The organism is Neorhizobium sp. IRS_2294 (genome assembly GCF_050500145.1).
In the GTDB taxonomy this organism is placed as follows: Bacteria; Pseudomonadota; Alphaproteobacteria; order Rhizobiales; family Rhizobiaceae; genus Neorhizobium; species Neorhizobium soli.
Map to the genome: position 1 here is coordinate 3,148,366 of NZ_CP191439.1, position 16,482 is coordinate 3,164,847.

The 16,482-nt window shown below is 60.8% G+C and carries 19 protein-coding genes and 1 pseudogene; 10 read left to right on the forward strand and 10 right to left on the reverse strand.

Features of this window, described 5'->3' with window-relative positions; all coding sequences use genetic code 11:
* Positions 1 to 75: 75 nt before the first annotated feature.
* Both gloB and ACQY1K_RS15230 read left to right on the forward strand, forming a co-directional pair.
* Positions 76 to 846: a hydroxyacylglutathione hydrolase gene (gloB, locus tag ACQY1K_RS15225; protein WP_430257770.1), complete on the forward strand. Its 771-nt coding sequence runs from the start codon at positions 76 to 78 to the stop codon at positions 844 to 846.
* A gap of 4 nt (positions 847 to 850) precedes the next feature.
* Positions 851 to 1,267, forward strand: a complete 417-nt coding sequence (locus ACQY1K_RS15230) for a cupin domain-containing protein (RefSeq protein WP_430257771.1) — start codon at positions 851 to 853, stop codon at positions 1,265 to 1,267.
* Positions 1,268 to 1,288: 21 nt separating this feature from the next.
* On the opposite strand, the gene ACQY1K_RS15235 is transcribed toward ACQY1K_RS15230, so the two are convergent.
* From ACQY1K_RS15235 to ACQY1K_RS15245, 3 genes are all read right to left on the reverse strand, one after another.
* Positions 1,289 to 1,414: a hypothetical protein gene (locus ACQY1K_RS15235; RefSeq protein ID WP_280141276.1), complete on the reverse strand. Its 126-nt coding sequence runs from the start codon at positions 1,412 to 1,414 to the stop codon at positions 1,289 to 1,291.
* A gap of 227 nt (positions 1,415 to 1,641) precedes the next feature.
* Positions 1,642 to 2,529: an aromatic amino acid exporter YddG gene (gene yddG / locus ACQY1K_RS15240; protein ID WP_430257772.1), complete on the reverse strand. Its 888-nt coding sequence runs from the start codon at positions 2,527 to 2,529 to the stop codon at positions 1,642 to 1,644.
* A 28-nt stretch (positions 2,530 to 2,557) separates the two neighbouring features.
* On the reverse strand, positions 2,558 to 3,334 hold the full coding sequence (locus tag ACQY1K_RS15245) for a DUF3108 domain-containing protein (protein WP_430257773.1): 777 nt from the start codon (positions 3,332 to 3,334) through the stop codon (positions 2,558 to 2,560).
* A gap of 256 nt (positions 3,335 to 3,590) precedes the next feature.
* Here ACQY1K_RS15245 and rpmB point away from each other — a divergent pair, with 256 nt between their 5' ends.
* A complete protein-coding gene (gene rpmB / locus ACQY1K_RS15250; protein ID WP_062461777.1) occupies positions 3,591 to 3,893 on the forward strand; it encodes a 50S ribosomal protein L28 in 303 nt (100 codons plus the stop codon).
* 107 nt (positions 3,894 to 4,000) lie between these two features.
* Positions 4,001 to 4,642: a queuosine precursor transporter gene (locus ACQY1K_RS15255; RefSeq protein ID WP_430257774.1), complete on the forward strand. Its 642-nt coding sequence runs from the start codon at positions 4,001 to 4,003 to the stop codon at positions 4,640 to 4,642.
* Between the two features lie 32 nt (positions 4,643 to 4,674).
* Here ACQY1K_RS15255 and ACQY1K_RS15260 read toward each other — a convergent pair whose 3' ends face one another.
* The 4 genes from ACQY1K_RS15260 to ACQY1K_RS15275 form a co-directional block, all read right to left on the reverse strand.
* Positions 4,675 to 5,634 carry an esterase-like activity of phytase family protein gene (locus ACQY1K_RS15260; protein WP_430259037.1) on the reverse strand — a complete coding sequence of 320 codons (960 nt, stop codon included), beginning with the start codon at positions 5,632 to 5,634 and terminating at the stop codon, positions 4,675 to 4,677.
* A gap of 44 nt (positions 5,635 to 5,678) precedes the next feature.
* Entirely contained in the window at positions 5,679 to 7,595 is a 1,917-nt protein-coding gene (cobT, locus tag ACQY1K_RS15265; RefSeq protein ID WP_430257775.1) for a cobaltochelatase subunit CobT, read from the reverse strand.
* Positions 7,596 to 7,647: 52 nt separating this feature from the next.
* Positions 7,648 to 8,640, reverse strand: a complete 993-nt coding sequence (gene cobS / locus ACQY1K_RS15270) for a cobaltochelatase subunit CobS (RefSeq protein ID WP_092660946.1) — start codon at positions 8,638 to 8,640, stop codon at positions 7,648 to 7,650.
* 62 nt (positions 8,641 to 8,702) lie between these two features.
* Positions 8,703 to 9,350 carry a J domain-containing protein gene (locus tag ACQY1K_RS15275; protein ID WP_062461786.1) on the reverse strand — a complete coding sequence of 216 codons (648 nt, stop codon included), beginning with the start codon at positions 9,348 to 9,350 and terminating at the stop codon, positions 8,703 to 8,705.
* Between the two features lie 116 nt (positions 9,351 to 9,466).
* On the opposite strand from ACQY1K_RS15275, the gene ACQY1K_RS15280 reads away from it, so the two are divergent.
* Entirely contained in the window at positions 9,467 to 9,748 is a 282-nt protein-coding gene (locus ACQY1K_RS15280; protein ID WP_430257776.1) for a BolA family protein, read from the forward strand.
* Between the two features lie 7 nt (positions 9,749 to 9,755).
* On the opposite strand, the pseudogene ACQY1K_RS15285 reads toward ACQY1K_RS15280, so the two are convergent.
* The 3 genes and pseudogenes from ACQY1K_RS15285 to ACQY1K_RS15295 form a co-directional block, all read right to left on the reverse strand.
* A pseudogene (locus ACQY1K_RS15285) lies at positions 9,756 to 10,619 on the reverse strand (transporter associated domain-containing protein); the annotation flags it as partial.
* Between the two features lie 20 nt (positions 10,620 to 10,639).
* On the reverse strand, positions 10,640 to 11,770 hold the full coding sequence (gene aroB / locus ACQY1K_RS15290) for a 3-dehydroquinate synthase (RefSeq protein WP_113111773.1): 1,131 nt from the start codon (positions 11,768 to 11,770) through the stop codon (positions 10,640 to 10,642).
* Entirely contained in the window at positions 11,767 to 12,372 is a 606-nt protein-coding gene (locus ACQY1K_RS15295; protein WP_430257777.1) for a shikimate kinase, read from the reverse strand. The genes aroB and ACQY1K_RS15295 overlap by 4 nt, the downstream gene beginning before the upstream one ends.
* A gap of 145 nt (positions 12,373 to 12,517) precedes the next feature.
* Here ACQY1K_RS15295 and ACQY1K_RS15300 point away from each other — a divergent pair, with 145 nt between their 5' ends.
* From ACQY1K_RS15300 to ACQY1K_RS15320, 5 genes are all read left to right on the forward strand, one after another.
* The gene (locus ACQY1K_RS15300; protein WP_092660944.1) at positions 12,518 to 12,676 is read left to right on the forward strand and encodes a hypothetical protein; all 159 of its coding nucleotides are present in this window, start codon (positions 12,518 to 12,520) and stop codon (positions 12,674 to 12,676) included.
* A 26-nt stretch (positions 12,677 to 12,702) separates the two neighbouring features.
* Positions 12,703 to 13,644, forward strand: coding sequence for a site-specific tyrosine recombinase XerD (gene xerD / locus ACQY1K_RS15305; protein WP_430257778.1), 942 nt, complete (start codon positions 12,703 to 12,705; stop codon positions 13,642 to 13,644).
* Between the two features lie 64 nt (positions 13,645 to 13,708).
* Entirely contained in the window at positions 13,709 to 14,662 is a 954-nt protein-coding gene (locus ACQY1K_RS15310) for an acetyl-CoA carboxylase carboxyltransferase subunit alpha (RefSeq protein ID WP_092659372.1), read from the forward strand.
* Between the two features lie 204 nt (positions 14,663 to 14,866).
* A complete protein-coding gene (locus ACQY1K_RS15315; protein ID WP_062462017.1) occupies positions 14,867 to 16,225 on the forward strand; it encodes a L,D-transpeptidase family protein in 1,359 nt (452 codons plus the stop codon).
* Positions 16,226 to 16,230: 5 nt separating this feature from the next.
* On the forward strand, positions 16,231 to 16,467 hold the full coding sequence (locus ACQY1K_RS15320) for a sulfurtransferase TusA family protein (protein ID WP_062461809.1): 237 nt from the start codon (positions 16,231 to 16,233) through the stop codon (positions 16,465 to 16,467).
* The last annotated feature ends 15 nt before the right edge of the window (positions 16,468 to 16,482 follow it).

Genomic DNA, 16,482 nt, shown 5'->3' on the forward strand with positions numbered 1-16,482 from the left:
CTGAAGGTGGTTGGACTTCAAGGCACCAGTCTCTACATTGTCTGCCAAGTGGAATTGAGCAAGAGGTGAGGCAGAATGAAGCCGTTGGAACTCGAAGTTTTTCCCTGCCGGAGCGACAATTTCGGCGTTCTTGTGCACGATCCTGAAAGCGGACTGACCGCTTCGATCGATGCGCCGGAAGAACAGCCGATCATAGATGCCGCCGCCCGTCGCGGCTGGACGATCACCCACATCTTCACCACCCATCACCACACCGATCATGTGGAGGCAAACCTCGCGCTGAAGGAGAAGTTCGGCCTGGAGATCATCGGCCCCGTCAACGAGGCGGTCGCGATCCCCGGCCTCGACCGGACAGTCGCAGATGGCGACGAGTTCCATTTCGGCGACCATCTCGTTCGCGTCATCGAGACGCCAGGCCACACGGCCGGCCATATCTGCTTCCATTTTCCGGACGACAAGATCCTGTTTGCCGCCGATACCCTTTTCGCGCTCGGCTGCGGTCGACTGTTCGAACGCTCCGCTTCCGACATGTGGTCTTCGCTACAGAAGCTCGCGGTTCTGCCCGATGAGACGGCGATCTATTTCGGCCATGAATACACGCTGTCCAACGCCCGTTTCGCGCTGACGATCGATCCGGACAACGAGCGGCTGAAGACCCGCGCTGCCGAGATCGAGGCCCTGCGCGCCGACGGGAATTTCACCATTCCGACGATGATGGGCCTCGAGAAGGAAACCAACCCCTTCCTGCGCCCCGCCGATCCCGCGATCCGGCGCAACCTGATCATGGAAGGCAAGACCAACGAAGAAGTGTTTGCCGAAATCCGCAAGCGCAAGGACAATTTCTAAAACGATGACTGCGCAAGAGATCATCACTACTCTCGGCATGCAGCGCCACCCGGAAGGCGGCTGGTATGCGGAGACGTTTCGCGATGGAGACGGCACCGGGCGCGGTGCCTCGACGGCGATCTACTATCTGCTGCAGGCCGGCGAGAAATCGCACTGGCATCGGGTGCGCGATGCAGCGGAAGTCTGGCACTATTATGCCGGCGATCCGCTGCTTCTGAAGATCTCGGATGGAACGACCGTCGAGGAAATCCGGCTCGGTGTGGATCTGGCCAACGGCGAGCGGCCACAGGCCGTGGTGCCGGCCGATGCGTGGCAGTCGGCAGAACCGCTTGGAGCCTACACGCTGGTGGGCTGCACCGTGGCGCCCGGATTCGAGTTTGCGAGCTTCGAGATGGCAGCGCTTGGCTGGGAGCCGGGTTAAGGGCGCCGGGAAAGGATCGGCTTATTCAGCAGGAGGAATCTTGCGTTTGCGCTCTTCACTCTTCACGAAAAAATACGCGTAGGCAGATCCAACCGCCGCGATCGAGAGCGGCAAAACGATGAATGCATAGATCTGCAAGCCAGTCATAGCAGCCTCCGTAAAATGAACCTTCCTACGAAATGTAGTATGCCTGCCGTGAAAAGCCAACAGGGGCCGGCGATTGAAAGCACCCATAAGTTCCCGACCGAGCTTGCCGGCGCATAGATCGCCGCAGCGATAGGCGCGAAGACGCCGACTGTCAGGGAGGACGTTGACGCACGATCAAATGCGTTGGCGACATACTTCACGCGTTCGTTGTCTGCCGCCGACATACCTTACTCCACCGGAAGCCGAACTGGTTTCCTCGGCCGCAGCATATCACGTGCAGCAAGCACCGCTCCACCGGTGATCAGTACGCAGGCCGCGAGAATGCGCCAGTCCGGTTCGGCAAAGCCGGAAAGCACCAGGATCAGGGTCGAAAGCAGCGGCGCGGCATAGCTTGCGGCGCCGATCACCTGGATATCACCGTTCTTGACGCCGTAATCCCAGGCGTAGAAGGCGGCGCCAACCGGCAGCAGGCCGAGGCCGACGACCGCCGCCCACTGGCTGGCGTCCGCCGGCCAAATCGTGGTCTCCAGCGCCAGATGACACACAAGCGACAATAGCGATGTGGCGAGGCAGAACCCGGTCACCACGTCGGTCGAGACACGGTCGAAGCTGCGGGTCAGCAGCGAGTACCCCGCCCAGGTGAAGGCGCAGATGAAGGCTGTGCCATAACCCAGCGTATAGGCACCGTCGAACGACAGGCCGTTGCGCGAGACGATGGCGATCGTGCCGCAAAGCCCGGCAACCGCACCGGCGACATGGTACCAGCGCAGCCGCTCGCCCGGCAGAAGCGCCGAGCCAACGACGATGAGCAGCGGCCAGAGATAGGCGATCAGTCCCGCCTCGACGGCCGGCGCATTGCGCAGCGCCGTGAAGTACAGGAAGTGGTAGCCGAATAATCCGCCGATCCCGATGATCCACACCTTGGCGGGCTGTTTGAGCAACCGGATGCGCTGCGGCCTGAAGGCGAACAGGATCAGCCCCGGCAGGCTGCCGATCGCAAACGTCATCGCGTTCATCTGGAAGGGCGGAACCTTGCCGGATGCTGCCGTCATCAGCGCCAAAAGCGACCACATCAGAATGGCCGTAAAACCGATCAGCGTCCCCCGGATCTTCACTATGCCTCCTTCGGCATAAGCCGATCTTCTAATCGCCGATCTTCACGGCCGTCACGTAGAGCGGCCCCATCCTGGTCGGGATACGGGCATAGACAGGAGCGTATACATTTGCGCCATCGGCCTTGGCAAACCAGATTTCCATCGGCGTCTTGCGAAGATACTCGATATCGGTGCGCCCGCGACGGAACCCGGATTTGGGCGTGTAGCGGATCGAGCAGACGATGGCCTCTCCCTTGAACCCTTCCGCCGCAAACGGCTTGGTGCCCATCGGTGACAGCACCAGATCCATGCGCGATTCACCGTCATAGATCGGCAACCGGTTCGGGCAGATCTTGGCATCCGCCGGAAAGATCAGGCCGCTCAACGGGTCGAGCACGGCGCGAAGATCCTTGTCCGTCACGGGCACCCAGTTTTCCCGGTTGCGACGCGGCGGCGGGGTGACCTTCGTATCGGTCACATTACCGTTGCTGTAGGAGATATCGTAGACGCGCTTCCTCTTTCCGACATTGTAGACAAGATTATAGCGGTCAGCCTGCAGCTTTTCGCCCTGGATGCGCCCCGTCACGCTGGTTTCCGCCGAAACCTTGCTGATGATATCGGCGATACCTGACGATTTGAACGTTCCGTTGATCTTGTACTGGCCGCCGTCGAATTCGCTCGAAAAGCTCGCCGTCGCGATCGGCAATATCCCGAGCGTGATACTGTAATGGCTGACCTGCCGCGTTTCGGCCGCCATCGAAGGCGTTGCTGCACCGAAACTCACAAGAGAGGACAGGGCGACGGCGAAATATGTGCGAGAAAGCATGAACGGCCCTGACGGATGAGATGGAAGCGACTTGCCTGGCGATAGTGACTGACCATAATGGCAAGAAAACAGCGACGCGCCAGCAGCAAAAGCGCCAAGCGACGCCTTGAGAGTCCGAAACGCAAGGTTTTGGCTTGACGCGCCGGACCTCACTGACTATAGAACCGCAACTTTCCAATCAGGACCAATTGGATCGGCATGTCGGGCATTGCCCGGAAATTGCTTCCGATTGCAGAATAGAACAAAGGTGTATCCCATGTCTCGTGTATGCGAACTGACCGGCAAGGGCGTAATGACCGGCAATAACGTCAGCCATGCCAACAACAAGACCCGTCGTCGGTTCCTGCCGAACCTGTGCCAGGTCACTCTGATCTCCGATTCGCTCGGCCAGCGCTTCCGTCTGCGGGTTTCCGCTCACGCGCTTCGCTCCGTTGAGCATCGCGGCGGTCTCGACGCTTTCCTTCTGAAGTCCAGCGAGACTGAGCTGTCCATGCGCGCTCGTCTCCTGCGTCGCCAGATTGCCAAGAAGACTGCAGAAGCAGCGACTGCTGCTGCTTAATCAGCACCTTCGACATCACCGGCTTTGAAGAGGGCTTGACCGGATAACCGGACAAGCCCTTTCTCATGGTCATATCCGCAACTGGTGGCATACCCCAGGATAAAAAAATGCAAGCGAAACGCTATACCCTTATCTATGCCCTGCTGATGGCAGCGGTCGTCGTCGCCTCGAACTTCCTCGTACAGTTCCCTGTCACAGGAAGCCTTTTCGGAGTAGCCCTTGGCGATCTCCTGACCTGGGGCGCTTTCACCTATCCCTTCGCCTTCCTCGTCACTGACCTTACCAATCGCCAGTTCGGGACGACAATCGCACGCCGTGTGGTTCTGGTCGGCTTCATCTTCGGCGTGACGCTGTCGCTCTGGGCGTCGGCTCCACGTATCGCGATCGCGTCGGGCACCGCCTATCTGGTCGGCCAGCTGCTGGATATCTCGGTGTTCAACCGCCTGCGTCGCCAGTCCTGGTGGCAGGCGCCGCTGGCAGGTTCGCTGCTTGGCTCGGCGCTCGATACGCTGCTGTTCTTCTCGCTGGCCTTTGCCCCTGTTTTCGCCTTCCTCGGCGCCAATGACGACTTCGCCGTCGGCTGGTCTCCGATTCTTGGCGCACTCTCGACCGAAGCCCCGCGCTGGGTCTCCTGGGCGCTCGGCGACCTCGTGGTCAAGATCCTCGTCGGAATCGTGCTGCTTCTGCCCTATGGCGCCCTGATGAACGTGTTGCGGCCGATGCCGCAGGTCACTGCAAAGACCGTGTGACATAATCAAGGGGAGCCTGAAGCTCCCCTTGATTATTCCGCGAGCCGAAATTCCAGCATCAGATTGCGCTGCAGGAAGTTGCCGTTGTCGTCGGAGACGAGGATGAGATGGGGGCGGCCGTCGGGCGCCTCGATCACGTCGAGACCTTCCATATTGTCGATCGCGTAGGTCATGTCCGCTTCGAGCAGGACTTCGCCGTCGATCTCGGCACCCGGACGGATCGCTGCAGCATCGAAGCGGCGGATGCGCATGCCGAGGCCGCCGAGGAAGCTGAAACGGCGCTCCAGCAGCAGAAAGTCGCCGTCAGGCAGAAATGCGCCATCGGTCGCGTCATAGGGGTCGTGACGGACGATCTTGAAAACGCCCTTCAGCGGTCCCTCGAGAATTGCCGCAAACATGTTGCCGTTCTGATCGAGGCTGTGTTCCGTGACCGTCACGAGCGAGCCCTTCAGCGGGCTGTCTTCAGGCGAGAGTGCCAGCGTTTCCATGCCGGCATTCATCCGCAATTCCCTACGGGGAAAGACGAAGTCTACGGTGCGCGTCGGGCCTGAAGCCTCGAAACCGGGATCCGGATAGGTTTCGATGCGGTGCAGCTGCTCGAAGCTCACCACCGCCTCGCCCTTACGCAGGGCAAGACCCTCCGCATCCGAATGGAACTTCGACCTCGGCCGCCCGCCTCTGTAGAGCAGTGGCGACACCTGCAGGCGGCTGAGACCCGAGAGACGGCCCTCCGCATCCCGTTCGATCTGCCCGGTCATCCAGTGACCGGTATCAAGCACCGAAACAAAACTCTTACCGTCCGGCCGGAATCGGATCGCCGAAAGCGATTGCAGCTTGCTGTCGTTTGACGAGACCTGCAGCCCGCCCAGAAATTCGAGCTTGCCGAAACGGGTGGCGTCAGAGCCCGTCTTGAAACGGGAAATGGTATGGACACTCGCCTCTACATCAGGACCTGCGGCACCGGCCGGCAGAGCGGCCAGTGCAGTCGACATCAGAGCCGCAGCTACGGCGACGCGGAAGGACTTCACCGAAGCCCTCAGCCTGCCCGTCGCATACGGCCACCGCGGGCGCCACGGGCGCCCTGTGCCGACGACTTATCGGCAAAGAGTTCGGCCAACTGCTCGGTCATCGCACCTGCCAACTCGTCTGCGTCGACGATGGTCACGGCATTGCGATAGTAGCGCGTCACATCATGGCCAATGCCGATCGCCAGAAGCTCGACAGGCGACTTGGTCTCGACCTGTTCGATGACGGCGCGCAGATGCCGTTCCAGATAATTGCCCGGATTGACCGAAAGCGTCGAATCGTCGACCGGCGCGCCATCGGAGATCATCATCAGGATCTTGCGCTGTTCCGGCCGCGCGATGAGACGGTTATGCGCCCACATTAGCGCTTCGCCGTCGATGTTTTCCTTGAGCAGGCCTTCGCGCATCATCAGGCCGAGATTGCGGCGCGACCGGCGCCACGGTGCATCGGCTGACTTGTAGACGATGTGGCGCAGGTCGTTCAGACGGCCGGGCGTCGCGGGCTTGCCGTTCGCAAGCCAGTTCTCGCGGCTCTGACCGCCCTTCCAGGCCTTGGTGGTAAAGCCGAGGATCTCCACCTTCACGCCGCAGCGTTCCAGCGTGCGCGCGAGAATGTCGGCGCATGTTGCCGCAACCGTAATCGGACGGCCGCGCATCGAACCGGAATTATCGATCACCAGCGTCACGACCGTATCGCGGAACTGCGTATCGCGTTCCTTCTTGAAGGACAGCGGCTGCATCGGATCGATGATCAGGCGCACGAGACGGGCCGGATCAAGATAGCCTTCCTCCAGGTCGAAATCCCACGAGCGGTTCTGCTGCGCCATCAGGCGCCGCTGCAGCCGGTTGGCGAGACGGCCAACGGCGCCCTGCAAGTGGGCGAGCTGCTTGTCGAGGAATGCGCGCAGCCGGTCGAGTTCCGCTTCGTCGCAAAGCTCTTCGGCAGTGATCTCCTCGTCGAATTCCTGCGTGAAGATGTGATAATCCACCTTCTCGTTGAAATCGTCGAACGGGCTGTTCGGGCGGCGGGTCTCGCCTGGGGTCTCGGAGTGATCGTCGCTCTCGTCGGACATCTCCTCGTCCGACATTTCGGCGCCGTCCATCTCGCCTTCGTCCATGTCGTCGTCGGCAACGTCGCTCTGTTCGGCGGGCGCGGCGTCCGATCCGGCTTCTTCCTCGACTTCCTCGTTCTCAGTCTCGCCGCTGCTCGGCTGTTCCTCGTCGTTCTGGTTGTCGATTTCCTCAGGCTCGCTGTCGTCGCTGGCGAGATCCTCGGCCATCTGCATGGATGAAAGCATGCGGCGCACGACCTTGGAGAAGGCCTGCTGGTCCTCGATGACATTTCTCAGATTGTCGAGATCGCCGGACGCCTTGTCCTCGATAAACGGACGCCAGAGGTCGAGCACCTTGCCGGCGCTTTCGGGCGGCTTCACGCCGGTCAGCTTTTCGCGCACCAGCATGGCGATCGCTTCGCCGATCGGTGCGTCTTCCTGACGCTCGATGCCAGTGAAATTCGCCTTGGCGTATTTTTCCTGATGCATCGAGTTGAGGTTGGAGGCAACGCCGGTCATCCGCAGCGCGCCGATCGATTCGATCCGGGCCTGTTCGACCGCATCAAACACGGTGCGCGCATCCGATCCCTGCGGCGCCAGATTGGCATGCATGGCCGTATCGTGGCAGGCGATCCGGAGCGCCATGGAATCGCCGAGGCCGCGGGTGACAGCCAGTTCATGGGCCGTTGGACGCCTGGAGATCTCCGGCAGACGAATGCGATCGCCCGCAAGGCCGGGGCGCTCGTTGGCGAACGACACCTCGACCTCGCCATTGGCGGCAATCGACCGCACGCAGCCGGTGATCGCCCGGCGCAACGGCTCGGTATCGACCATGCCGCTGGACTTGGGCTTTAGATTGTCTCCACGACCTGACATGGCCTGCATTTCCTTCGCTTGGCGCGTTAGGTCACGCCCCTGCCGACGTTCGTTAAGCGCCGAGAACCATGTTCGCTGCACTTTCCTTGAGCTCGACACCGAAGGCGCGCTGATACTGTTCGGCCACCAGCGTGCGCTCAAGCTCGTCGCACTTGTTAAGGAAGGTGATGCGGAAGGCAAAGGCGACATCACCGAAGATCTCGGCATTCTCGGCCCAGGTGATAACCGTACGCGGGCTCATCACTGTCGAGAGGTCGCCGTTGATAAAGGCCGACCGGGTCAGATCGGCGACGCGCACCATCTTCGATACGGTTTCGCGACCTTCGGCCGTCTTGCCGAACGACTTCACCTTGGCGGCAACGATATCGACTTCCTTCTGGTGCGGCAGGTAGTTCAACGTTGTCACGATCGACCAGCGGTCCATCTGTGCCTGGTTGATCTGCTGGGTGCCGTGATAAAGGCCGGTCGTATCTCCGAGGCCAACCGTGTTGGCGGTCGAGAAGATGCGGAACGCAGGGTGCGGGCGAATGACGCGGCTCTGGTCGAGAAGCGTCAGGCGGCCCGACGATTCCAGCACGCGCTGAATGACGAACATCACATCCGGGCGGCCCGCATCGTATTCGTCGAACACCAGCGCGACATTGTGCTGGTAGGCCCAGGGCAGAATGCCGTCCTTGAATTCGGTAACCTGCTTGCCGTCCTTCAGCACGATCGCGTCCTTGCCGACGAGATCGATACGGCTGACGTGGCTGTCGAGGTTGACGCGCACGCAAGGCCAGTTGAGGCGGGCGGCAACCTGCTCGATATGGGTCGATTTGCCGGTTCCGTGGAAACCGGACACCATGACGCGGCGGTTATGGGCAAACCCTGCGAGGATGGCGAGCGTCGTGTCGCGGTCGAACAGGTAGTCCGGATCAAGGTCCGGAACGTAAGGGTCGCCGTGGCTGTAGGCCGGAACCCTCAAATCGGTATCAATGCCGAAAACATCCCGGACAGATACTGTGGTGTCGGGAAGGTTGGAAATGTCTAAGTCGATCTTGCTCATCATAACTCCAGGGCACGGGCAAATGCCCGGCCTTCATCCTCGCTGCCATATGTTTTTACGGCTTAGCAGAAACCCGCCTGCTTCAACAACTGGTATGCTTGAATGACAGCGCGAAAACGGTCTTCAGAACCGCGGTCTCCGCCATTGGCATCCGGGTGGTGCTTCTTGACCAGTTCCTTGTAGCGCCGCTTGATATCGGTCGAATTCGAGTTTGCCGCCAGTTCCAGCGTATCGAAAGCCTTGGCTTCCAGCGTTTTCAGCTTTCGTCCCTGCGTTTCGAACCGTCCACCGGTGCCCGCCCGGGCCTGAGAAACGAAACCGAACGGATCCTTGAAACGCTGCTGCGCGTAAGCGGTTCCGCTGGCACCGCCTGCACTGGAGCGCGCGCTCGAATGCAATGGGCCGTCTTTCGCCGCCTTATTGACGCCAACCGTCCATGTGGGGCGATGACCGGTGATCGCTTCCTTCTGGTAGCGCGCAATCTCGCCATCCGACAGGCCGGAGAAATAGTTGTAACCCTTGTTGTATTCCTTCACGTGCTCGAAGCAGAACAGGAAGAACTGTCCCTCGGCATTTCGACCCACGGGCGCGCGGTGGGCGCCGGGCTTGTCGCACCCGTCCCACTGGCAGGTCGGAGCCTGCGCAGCCGTTTCCTGCTGCCTGTTCCGGCGCGTCCGGATACGGTCGAAATATTTGGAATCGAGTTTCATAAGGCTCCTATTATGGGGCCGCCGAGAAGTCGGGACAAGAATTGACAAACCGGTTTGTTGCTGGTTTCTGAGATGCCCTTCTGCGTCGCCCTGTCTGCCATCAAAGGAAGCCGAACATGACCGTAAGAGCCCGCATCGAAGCTACGCTTTGCGACAACCTTTCCCCCGATCGGCTCGAGGTGATCGACGAGAGCCAGCATCACGCCGGACATCAGCCGGATATTACAGGAACCGGCGAGACCCATATGCGGGTGCGGATCGTGTCTCCGGCATTTGCGGGAAAGAGCCGTCTCGACCGGCACCGGGCGGTGAATGCGCTGCTGAAGCCCGAACTTGACGCAGGTCTCCACGCGCTGGCGGTGGAAGCCGCAGCACCGGGCGAAGCGACGCGCTGGTAGCGGAGACCTATTCGCCGGGCAGCGCTGTCTCGACTGCCGGGCGGATTCTGAGCCGCGTGATGCGGTTCTTCTCGCGCTTCAGGACGATGAAGCGCTTGCCGTGGAAGGTGAAGGCCTGACGCTCTTCGGGGATCAGCTTTGATTCGTGGATGACGAGACCGGCGATGGTCGTCGCTTCCTGATCCGGCAGGCTCCAGCCGAGCGCCCGGTTGAGATCTCGGATCGGCACCGAGCCATCGACCAGGATCGAGCCGTCGGCTTCCTGGCGCACGCCACGGACCTCGATATCATGCTCGTCTGCGATATCGCCGACGATTTCCTCGAGAATATCCTCCAGCGTGACGATGCCCTGCACCTCGCCATATTCGTCGACCACGACGGCGAAATGCACCTTTCGCTTCAGGAATGCGGCAAGCTGGTCCTTGAGGCTGGTACTATCGGGCACAAACCACGGCCGCTGGGCGATCTTTACGACATCGACAGGGGCCCCGTCGGCCTCCACGTCGGCAAGTGTGCGCAACAGGTCCTTGGCATGCAGCACACCGATAATGTTTTCGGTCGAATTGCGCCACACCGGCATGCGGGTATAGGGGCTTTCGAGCACGGTGCGCACCAGAACCTCAGGCGGATCGTCGGCGTTCAAGGCGCGCATGACGGTGCGGTGCCGCATCACGTCGGAGACTTCGAGCTCCTGAAGCTCGAACAGACCGCTCAGCCGGTTGCGGTCCCGCTGCACCGGATCGCGCTCGCGGTGCCTGGCCTCGAGTGCCGAATGCAGATCGTCCCGGTCCGCAAAGACCAGCGTTTCCGGCGACAGCGTCAGGCCGGACATGCGAAGCAGGCGGCGGATGACCGCGTTCAGCAGGCGCGATGGCAGGCTGCGTTTGGCGCTCATCGGCTCCGCTTTTCGTCAAGGAAGCTCAGCACTTCGGAAGACGGCACATCATCAGCGACGAAGGACTGGCCGATCCCGTGGGTGAGGATGAAGGTGAGCTTGCCGCTCTTCACCTTCTTGTCCTGCGCAATCGCATCGAGAAGCCTTTGCGTCGGCGGCAGTTCGCCCGGAATGTCGCTGATCCTGGTCGGCAGGCCGACCGCTTTCAGATGCGCCTCGACGCGGCTGGCATCATCAGGGCTTGCAAGGTTCATGCGCGCCGAAAACTGGTAGGCCAGCACCATGCCGATCGCGACGCCTTCGCCATGAACGAGGCGCTTGCCGTCATATTCGACGGCGGCTTCCAGCGCATGGCCAAATGTGTGACCGAGATTGAGAAGCGCGCGACGGCCGGTCTCGCGCTCGTCTTCGACCACCACATCGGATTTCGACTGGCAGCTTCTGGCAATCGCCTCGATCCGCTCCGGCGCGCCTGAAAACACCGCTTTCCAGTTCTTTTCCAGCCATTCGAAGAAATCCGGCTGGTCGATCAGCCCGTATTTGGCGACCTCGGCATAACCTGCGCGAAACTCTCGCTCGGACAGCGTGTCGAGTGCTGCGGTATCGGCGAGAACCAGATCCGGCTGGTGGAAGACGCCGAGCAGGTTCTTGCCGTGACGGGTGTTGATGCCCGTCTTGCCGCCGACGGACGAATCCACCTGCGCCAGAAGCGAGGTCGGGATCTGCACGAAGCGCACGCCGCGCCGCACGATGCCTGCCGCAAAACCCGCGAGATCGCCGATCACGCCGCCGCCAAGCGCGATCACCGCATCGTTACGTTCGATCCGCGCCGACAGAACCATGTCGCAGACGGTTGACAGGTGTTCGAGGCTCTTGGTCTTTTCGCCGGCCGGCAGCGTCAGCGACACGGCTTCGATACCGTCGGTCTGCAGACTGTCCATCAGCGCTTCGAGATAGAGCGGCGCCACATTTTCGTCCGTGACGATGGCTGCACGGCGACCTTTCAGCCGCGAGGTGATCTCGCCGCCGGCGCGCTCGATGAGGCCGGGGCCGATCAGAATATCGTAGGCGCGCCCTTGGAGCGGCACATGCACCAGGCGTTCGGAAGCACGGGAGGTTTCGTTCATGGCATGTTACCTGTCTTTGCAAGGCCGGCCTTGGGAAGCCCGGCCAGCGCTTTTAGCACCTCGTTGACCATCACGTCCTTGCGGACATTATGCGACAGCACGGTGAGATCGGCTTCGGCATAGATCGGGTAGCGCTGGATCATCAGGTTCTCCAGCGTCTGCTTCGGGTTTTCGGTTTTCAGAAGCGGGCGGTGATCGCGTCGGTTGACGCGCTCCCACAGAACATCCAGATCCGCCTTCAGCCACAGCGAAACGCCGCCGGCCTTGATCTGCGCGCGGGTCGCCTCGTTGATGAAGGCACCGCCGCCGGTGGAGACCACCCGCGGCCCCTGCTTCAGCAACCGCTCGATAACCCGCGTTTCCAGTGCCCGGAACTCCGTTTCGCCGTATGATGCGAAAAGCTCCGAGATCGTCATGCGGGAAACTTTTTCGATTTCCGCGTCGGTATCGACGAAGGGCACGTTGAGCGCCTGGGCGACCAGCTTTCCGATCACCGACTTGCCCGCTCCCATCAGGCCGACAAGGGTCAGGTTGCGGCCATCGAGTGCCGCGCTCGCCCGCTGCTTGAGCGACTGTTCCGCAATGGATGCAACTTCGTTCATCGTCTCGTCCGTTTGCGAAACGGTATCGACAAATGCGGGATGGGCGTCAAGCCGCGCGGCGCCTGAAACACTGCCGTCACCGTTTCTTCTTGTCGATCTATAAACATTTACGGATATAGTGCAGCGCAACGAAGCGGAGTTCTCGATGCCTACCCTGTTCCGGTTTCTATTCGTGCTCGCGGTGATCGCTGGCATCATCTACGGAAGCATGGTGGCACTGGTCTTTCTGGTGGAGCCGCGCGAACGCGATGTCACGGTGCGCGTGCCCTCCGAGCGGCTGAACCCGCCCGCCCAGAAGCCCTGACCGCCTGAAAAGACTAGGACGAACCAATGGCCGACCTGTCTCGCGCTCACATCGAAGCCTTTCTGGAAATGATGAGCGCCGAACGCGGTGCGGCGATGAACACGCTCTCCTCCTATGAACGCGATCTGGAGGACATGCATTCCTTCCTCGCGACCCACAAATCGACGCCGTCGTCTGCGCAAAGTGCCGATCTGTCGGCGTATCTTAGCCATCTCGGCAAGCAGGGCTTTGCGGCGTCCTCGCAGGCGCGGCGGCTCTCTGCCATGCGGCAGTTCTACAAGTTCCTCTATGCCGAAGGCCTGCGCACCGACGATCCGACATCCATTCTGGACGCCCCGAAGAAAGGGCGGCCTCTGCCAAAGATCATGACCGAGGCAGACGTGACCCGTCTCTTAAGTCTTGCCATGGAGGAAGCGGCACAACCGGGACCCGACCAGATTTCCCGCGCCCGCATGCTGGCGCTGCTCGAGCTTCTGTATGCAACGGGGATGCGGGTGAGCGAACTCGTCTCACTGCCGGCAAAGGTGCTGGACCAGGAAGGCCGGTTCCTGATGGTGCGCGGCAAGGGCAACAAAGAACGGCTGGTGCCGCTCTCCCGCTCGGCCATCGCCGCGATGAAAGTTTATGGCGAAATGCGGAGCAGCCGCGAAAAAGATGCGGAGAGCATCTGGCTCTTCCCTTCCAGCAGCAAGGAAGGTTATCTTCCCCGCCAGGTTTTCGCCCGCGACCTCAAGGGACTGGCGGCGCGGGCGGGCTTAAAAACCGCTGCGATCTCGCCGCATGTGATGCGTCACGCCTTTGCAAGCCATCTTTTGGCAAACGGCGCCGACCTTCGAGTGGTACAGGAACTGCTTGGACATTCAGACATTTCCACCACTCAAATATACACTCATGTCCTGGAAGAACGGCTTCGCCAGACGGTGCAAACACATCACCCTCTTGCAAAACAGGCCAAAAACCGGGATTAGAAGCCCCGATCGAAAATTGGAACGCTACGTTCCTCAAGAGAAAAACAACCGGAAACCGGATCTCATGCAAACGTATCTCGACTTCGAAAAGCCAATCTCTGACCTCGAGGGCAAGATCCACGAGCTCAAGAAGCTCACGGACGAGAATGAAGGCATAGACACGACCGACGAGATTACCCGCCTTGAAGGCCGGGTGAAGGAAGCGGTCAAGGACATCTATTCCAAGCTCGGCGCCTGGGAGAAGACGCAGGTTGCCCGCCATCCGCAGCGCCCGCATTTCGTCGATTATGCCGCAAAGCTGTTTACCGATTTCACGCCGCTTGCCGGCGACCGCAATTTCGGTGAAGACGCGGCGATCCAGGCAGGCCTTGCCCGTTTCAACGGTATGCCTGTCGCGCTGATGGGCCAGGAAAAGGGTCACGACACCAAGAGCCGCCTGAAGCACAATTTCGGCAGCCCGCGTCCCGAAGGCTATCGCAAGGCGATCCGCATCATGGAAATGGCCGACCGCTTCGGTCTTCCGATCATCTCCCTGATTGATACGGCAGGCGCCTATCCGGGCGTCGGCGCGGAAGAGCGCGGCCAGGCGGAAGCCATCGCCCGCTCGACGGAAATGTGCCTTGGCGTGAAAGTCCCGTTGATCTCCATCGTCATCGGCGAAGGCGGCTCCGGCGGTGCGATTGCCATCGCCACCGGCAACCGGGTCTATATGCTCGAGCACTCGATCTATTCGGTCATCTCGCCGGAAGGCGCCGCCTCCATCCTGTGGCGCGATTCGACCCGCGCCCGTGAAGCTGCGACTAACATGAAGATCACCTCCGACGACCTGAAGGGTCTCGGCATCATCGACGAGATCATTCCGGAGCCGATCGGCGGCGCGCATCGCGACCCGGAAACCGTTATTGCTGCCACCGGCAAGGTGATTGCTTCGGCTCTGGAAGAACTTGGGAAGCTCTCCGGCATCGAGTTGCGCAACCAGCGCCGGCAGAAATTCCTCGATATCGGCCGCAACCTGTAGGATCAGGCGTAAAACCGATCGTCTGCCCCTGAAATTGCCAAAATCGTCGGTATAGGACTTTGGCAATTGCCGGTGTGCGGTGAAAACCGCGGCGGTTTCGCTAGACAGCCGCGTGCAAGCGTTTAAGAAGATGTAAAGCTTACCGTCTTATTGATCGTGTCTCGTACGGTTTTGTTCGCCATTCCTGATATGTGGTTTGTCTCGATGCGCCTGAAACACATCGCCTTCGCCCTTCTTGTCGCAACGGCCCTGACCGGCTGTAACGATACGCTGGACTCTGCAAAGATCGATCTCTCGACCGTCAAGAACAAGAAGGAGCAGCCTCTTCCTTCCAGCATCGTTGCCGAGATGCAAAAGAGGAACATGCCGCGCCAGTCGCCGATCATGATCCGTATCCTCAAGGAAGAGGGTAAGCTCGAGATCTGGAAGGCGAAGGCCGACAACCGCTTCGACGTCATCAAGAGCTATGATATCTGCGCCTGGTCCGGCAAGCTCGGACCAAAGGTGAAGGAAGGCGACCGTCAGGCGCCGGAAGGCTTCTACAGCCTGACCCCTGCGCACCTGAACCCCAATTCGCAGTATTATCTCGCCATCAACACCGGCTTCCCGAACCGCTATGACGCTGCCAACGGCCGCAGCGGCACCAATCTGATGATCCACGGCGCCTGCTCGTCGTCGGGTTGCTACTCCATGACCGACGAACAGGTTCTGGAAATCTACGCCTTTGCACGCGACGCCTTCAAGGGCGGCCAGACCTCGATCCAGCTGCAGGCGCTTCCCTTCCGCATGAGCGCGGAAAACATGGTGCGCCACCGCGACAACCAGAACTATGACTTCTGGAAGATGATCAAGACCGGCTACGACAATTTCGAAGTGACGAAGCGCCCGCCGGAAGTGAACGTCTGCGAAAAGAAATACGTCTTCAACCAGCAGGCGGACAGCAACGGCAAGTTCGCACCGGCCGCCGCCTGCCCGACCATGTCGACGCCGCCGACGCTGGTATCCGCACTGTCGTCCTATTCCAAGACCTACGAACTCGCCTATCAGAAGGCGATGGACAAGTATGACGGCAAGGTCTGGTACGAGCCGACGGAAGCCGAGCGCAAGGCCGTCGTTGCCGGCAAGCGCAAGGGCCGTGAACTCGCCTATGCACCAACAGGCACGTCGCTGGAAGCCGGCAAGCTGCTGAGCCAGTCGGAATTCAAGCAGATGATGGAAAAGCGCATGGCCTCGGGCGGCGAGAAGCCGGCGACCACCGTGCTTGCCTCCGCCGGCCCGACGTCTGCCCGTACAGCCTCGATCAACGAGCGCATGATGGTAAAGCAGGACCGCCTGCCTGCAACGACGACCGGCTCGATTGCCAATACGCAGTTGCGTGGCGCCCAGACCGCCAGCGTTCCATCGGCGCCGGCACCACAGGCTGCAACGCCGACCGTTCAGACGGCGCAGGGAACGACCGTTGCCGTGCCAGTGCCCGAACAGAACCCGCTTGCCTACACGGCAACGCAGCCGGTGACCGAGACCGCCAAGAAGCCCGCCTGGAAGTTCTGGTCCAAGGACTGACGCCAGTGCCTGGGGAAGCCCTCGGAGAGACCTATGATCTTCGCGGGCTGAAATGCCCCCTGCCCGTGCTGAAGACCCGCAAGCGTCTGAAGTCCATGGAGACGGGCGCGTCTCTTACCCTGGAAACCACCGATCCGCTTGCAGGCATCGATATCCCGCATTTCTGCAGCCAGGACGGCCACGTCCTGCTCTCGTCCGAGCGGACCGAGACGGGCCACAGGTTCGTGATCCGCAAGGGTTGATTGCGCAACAGCATC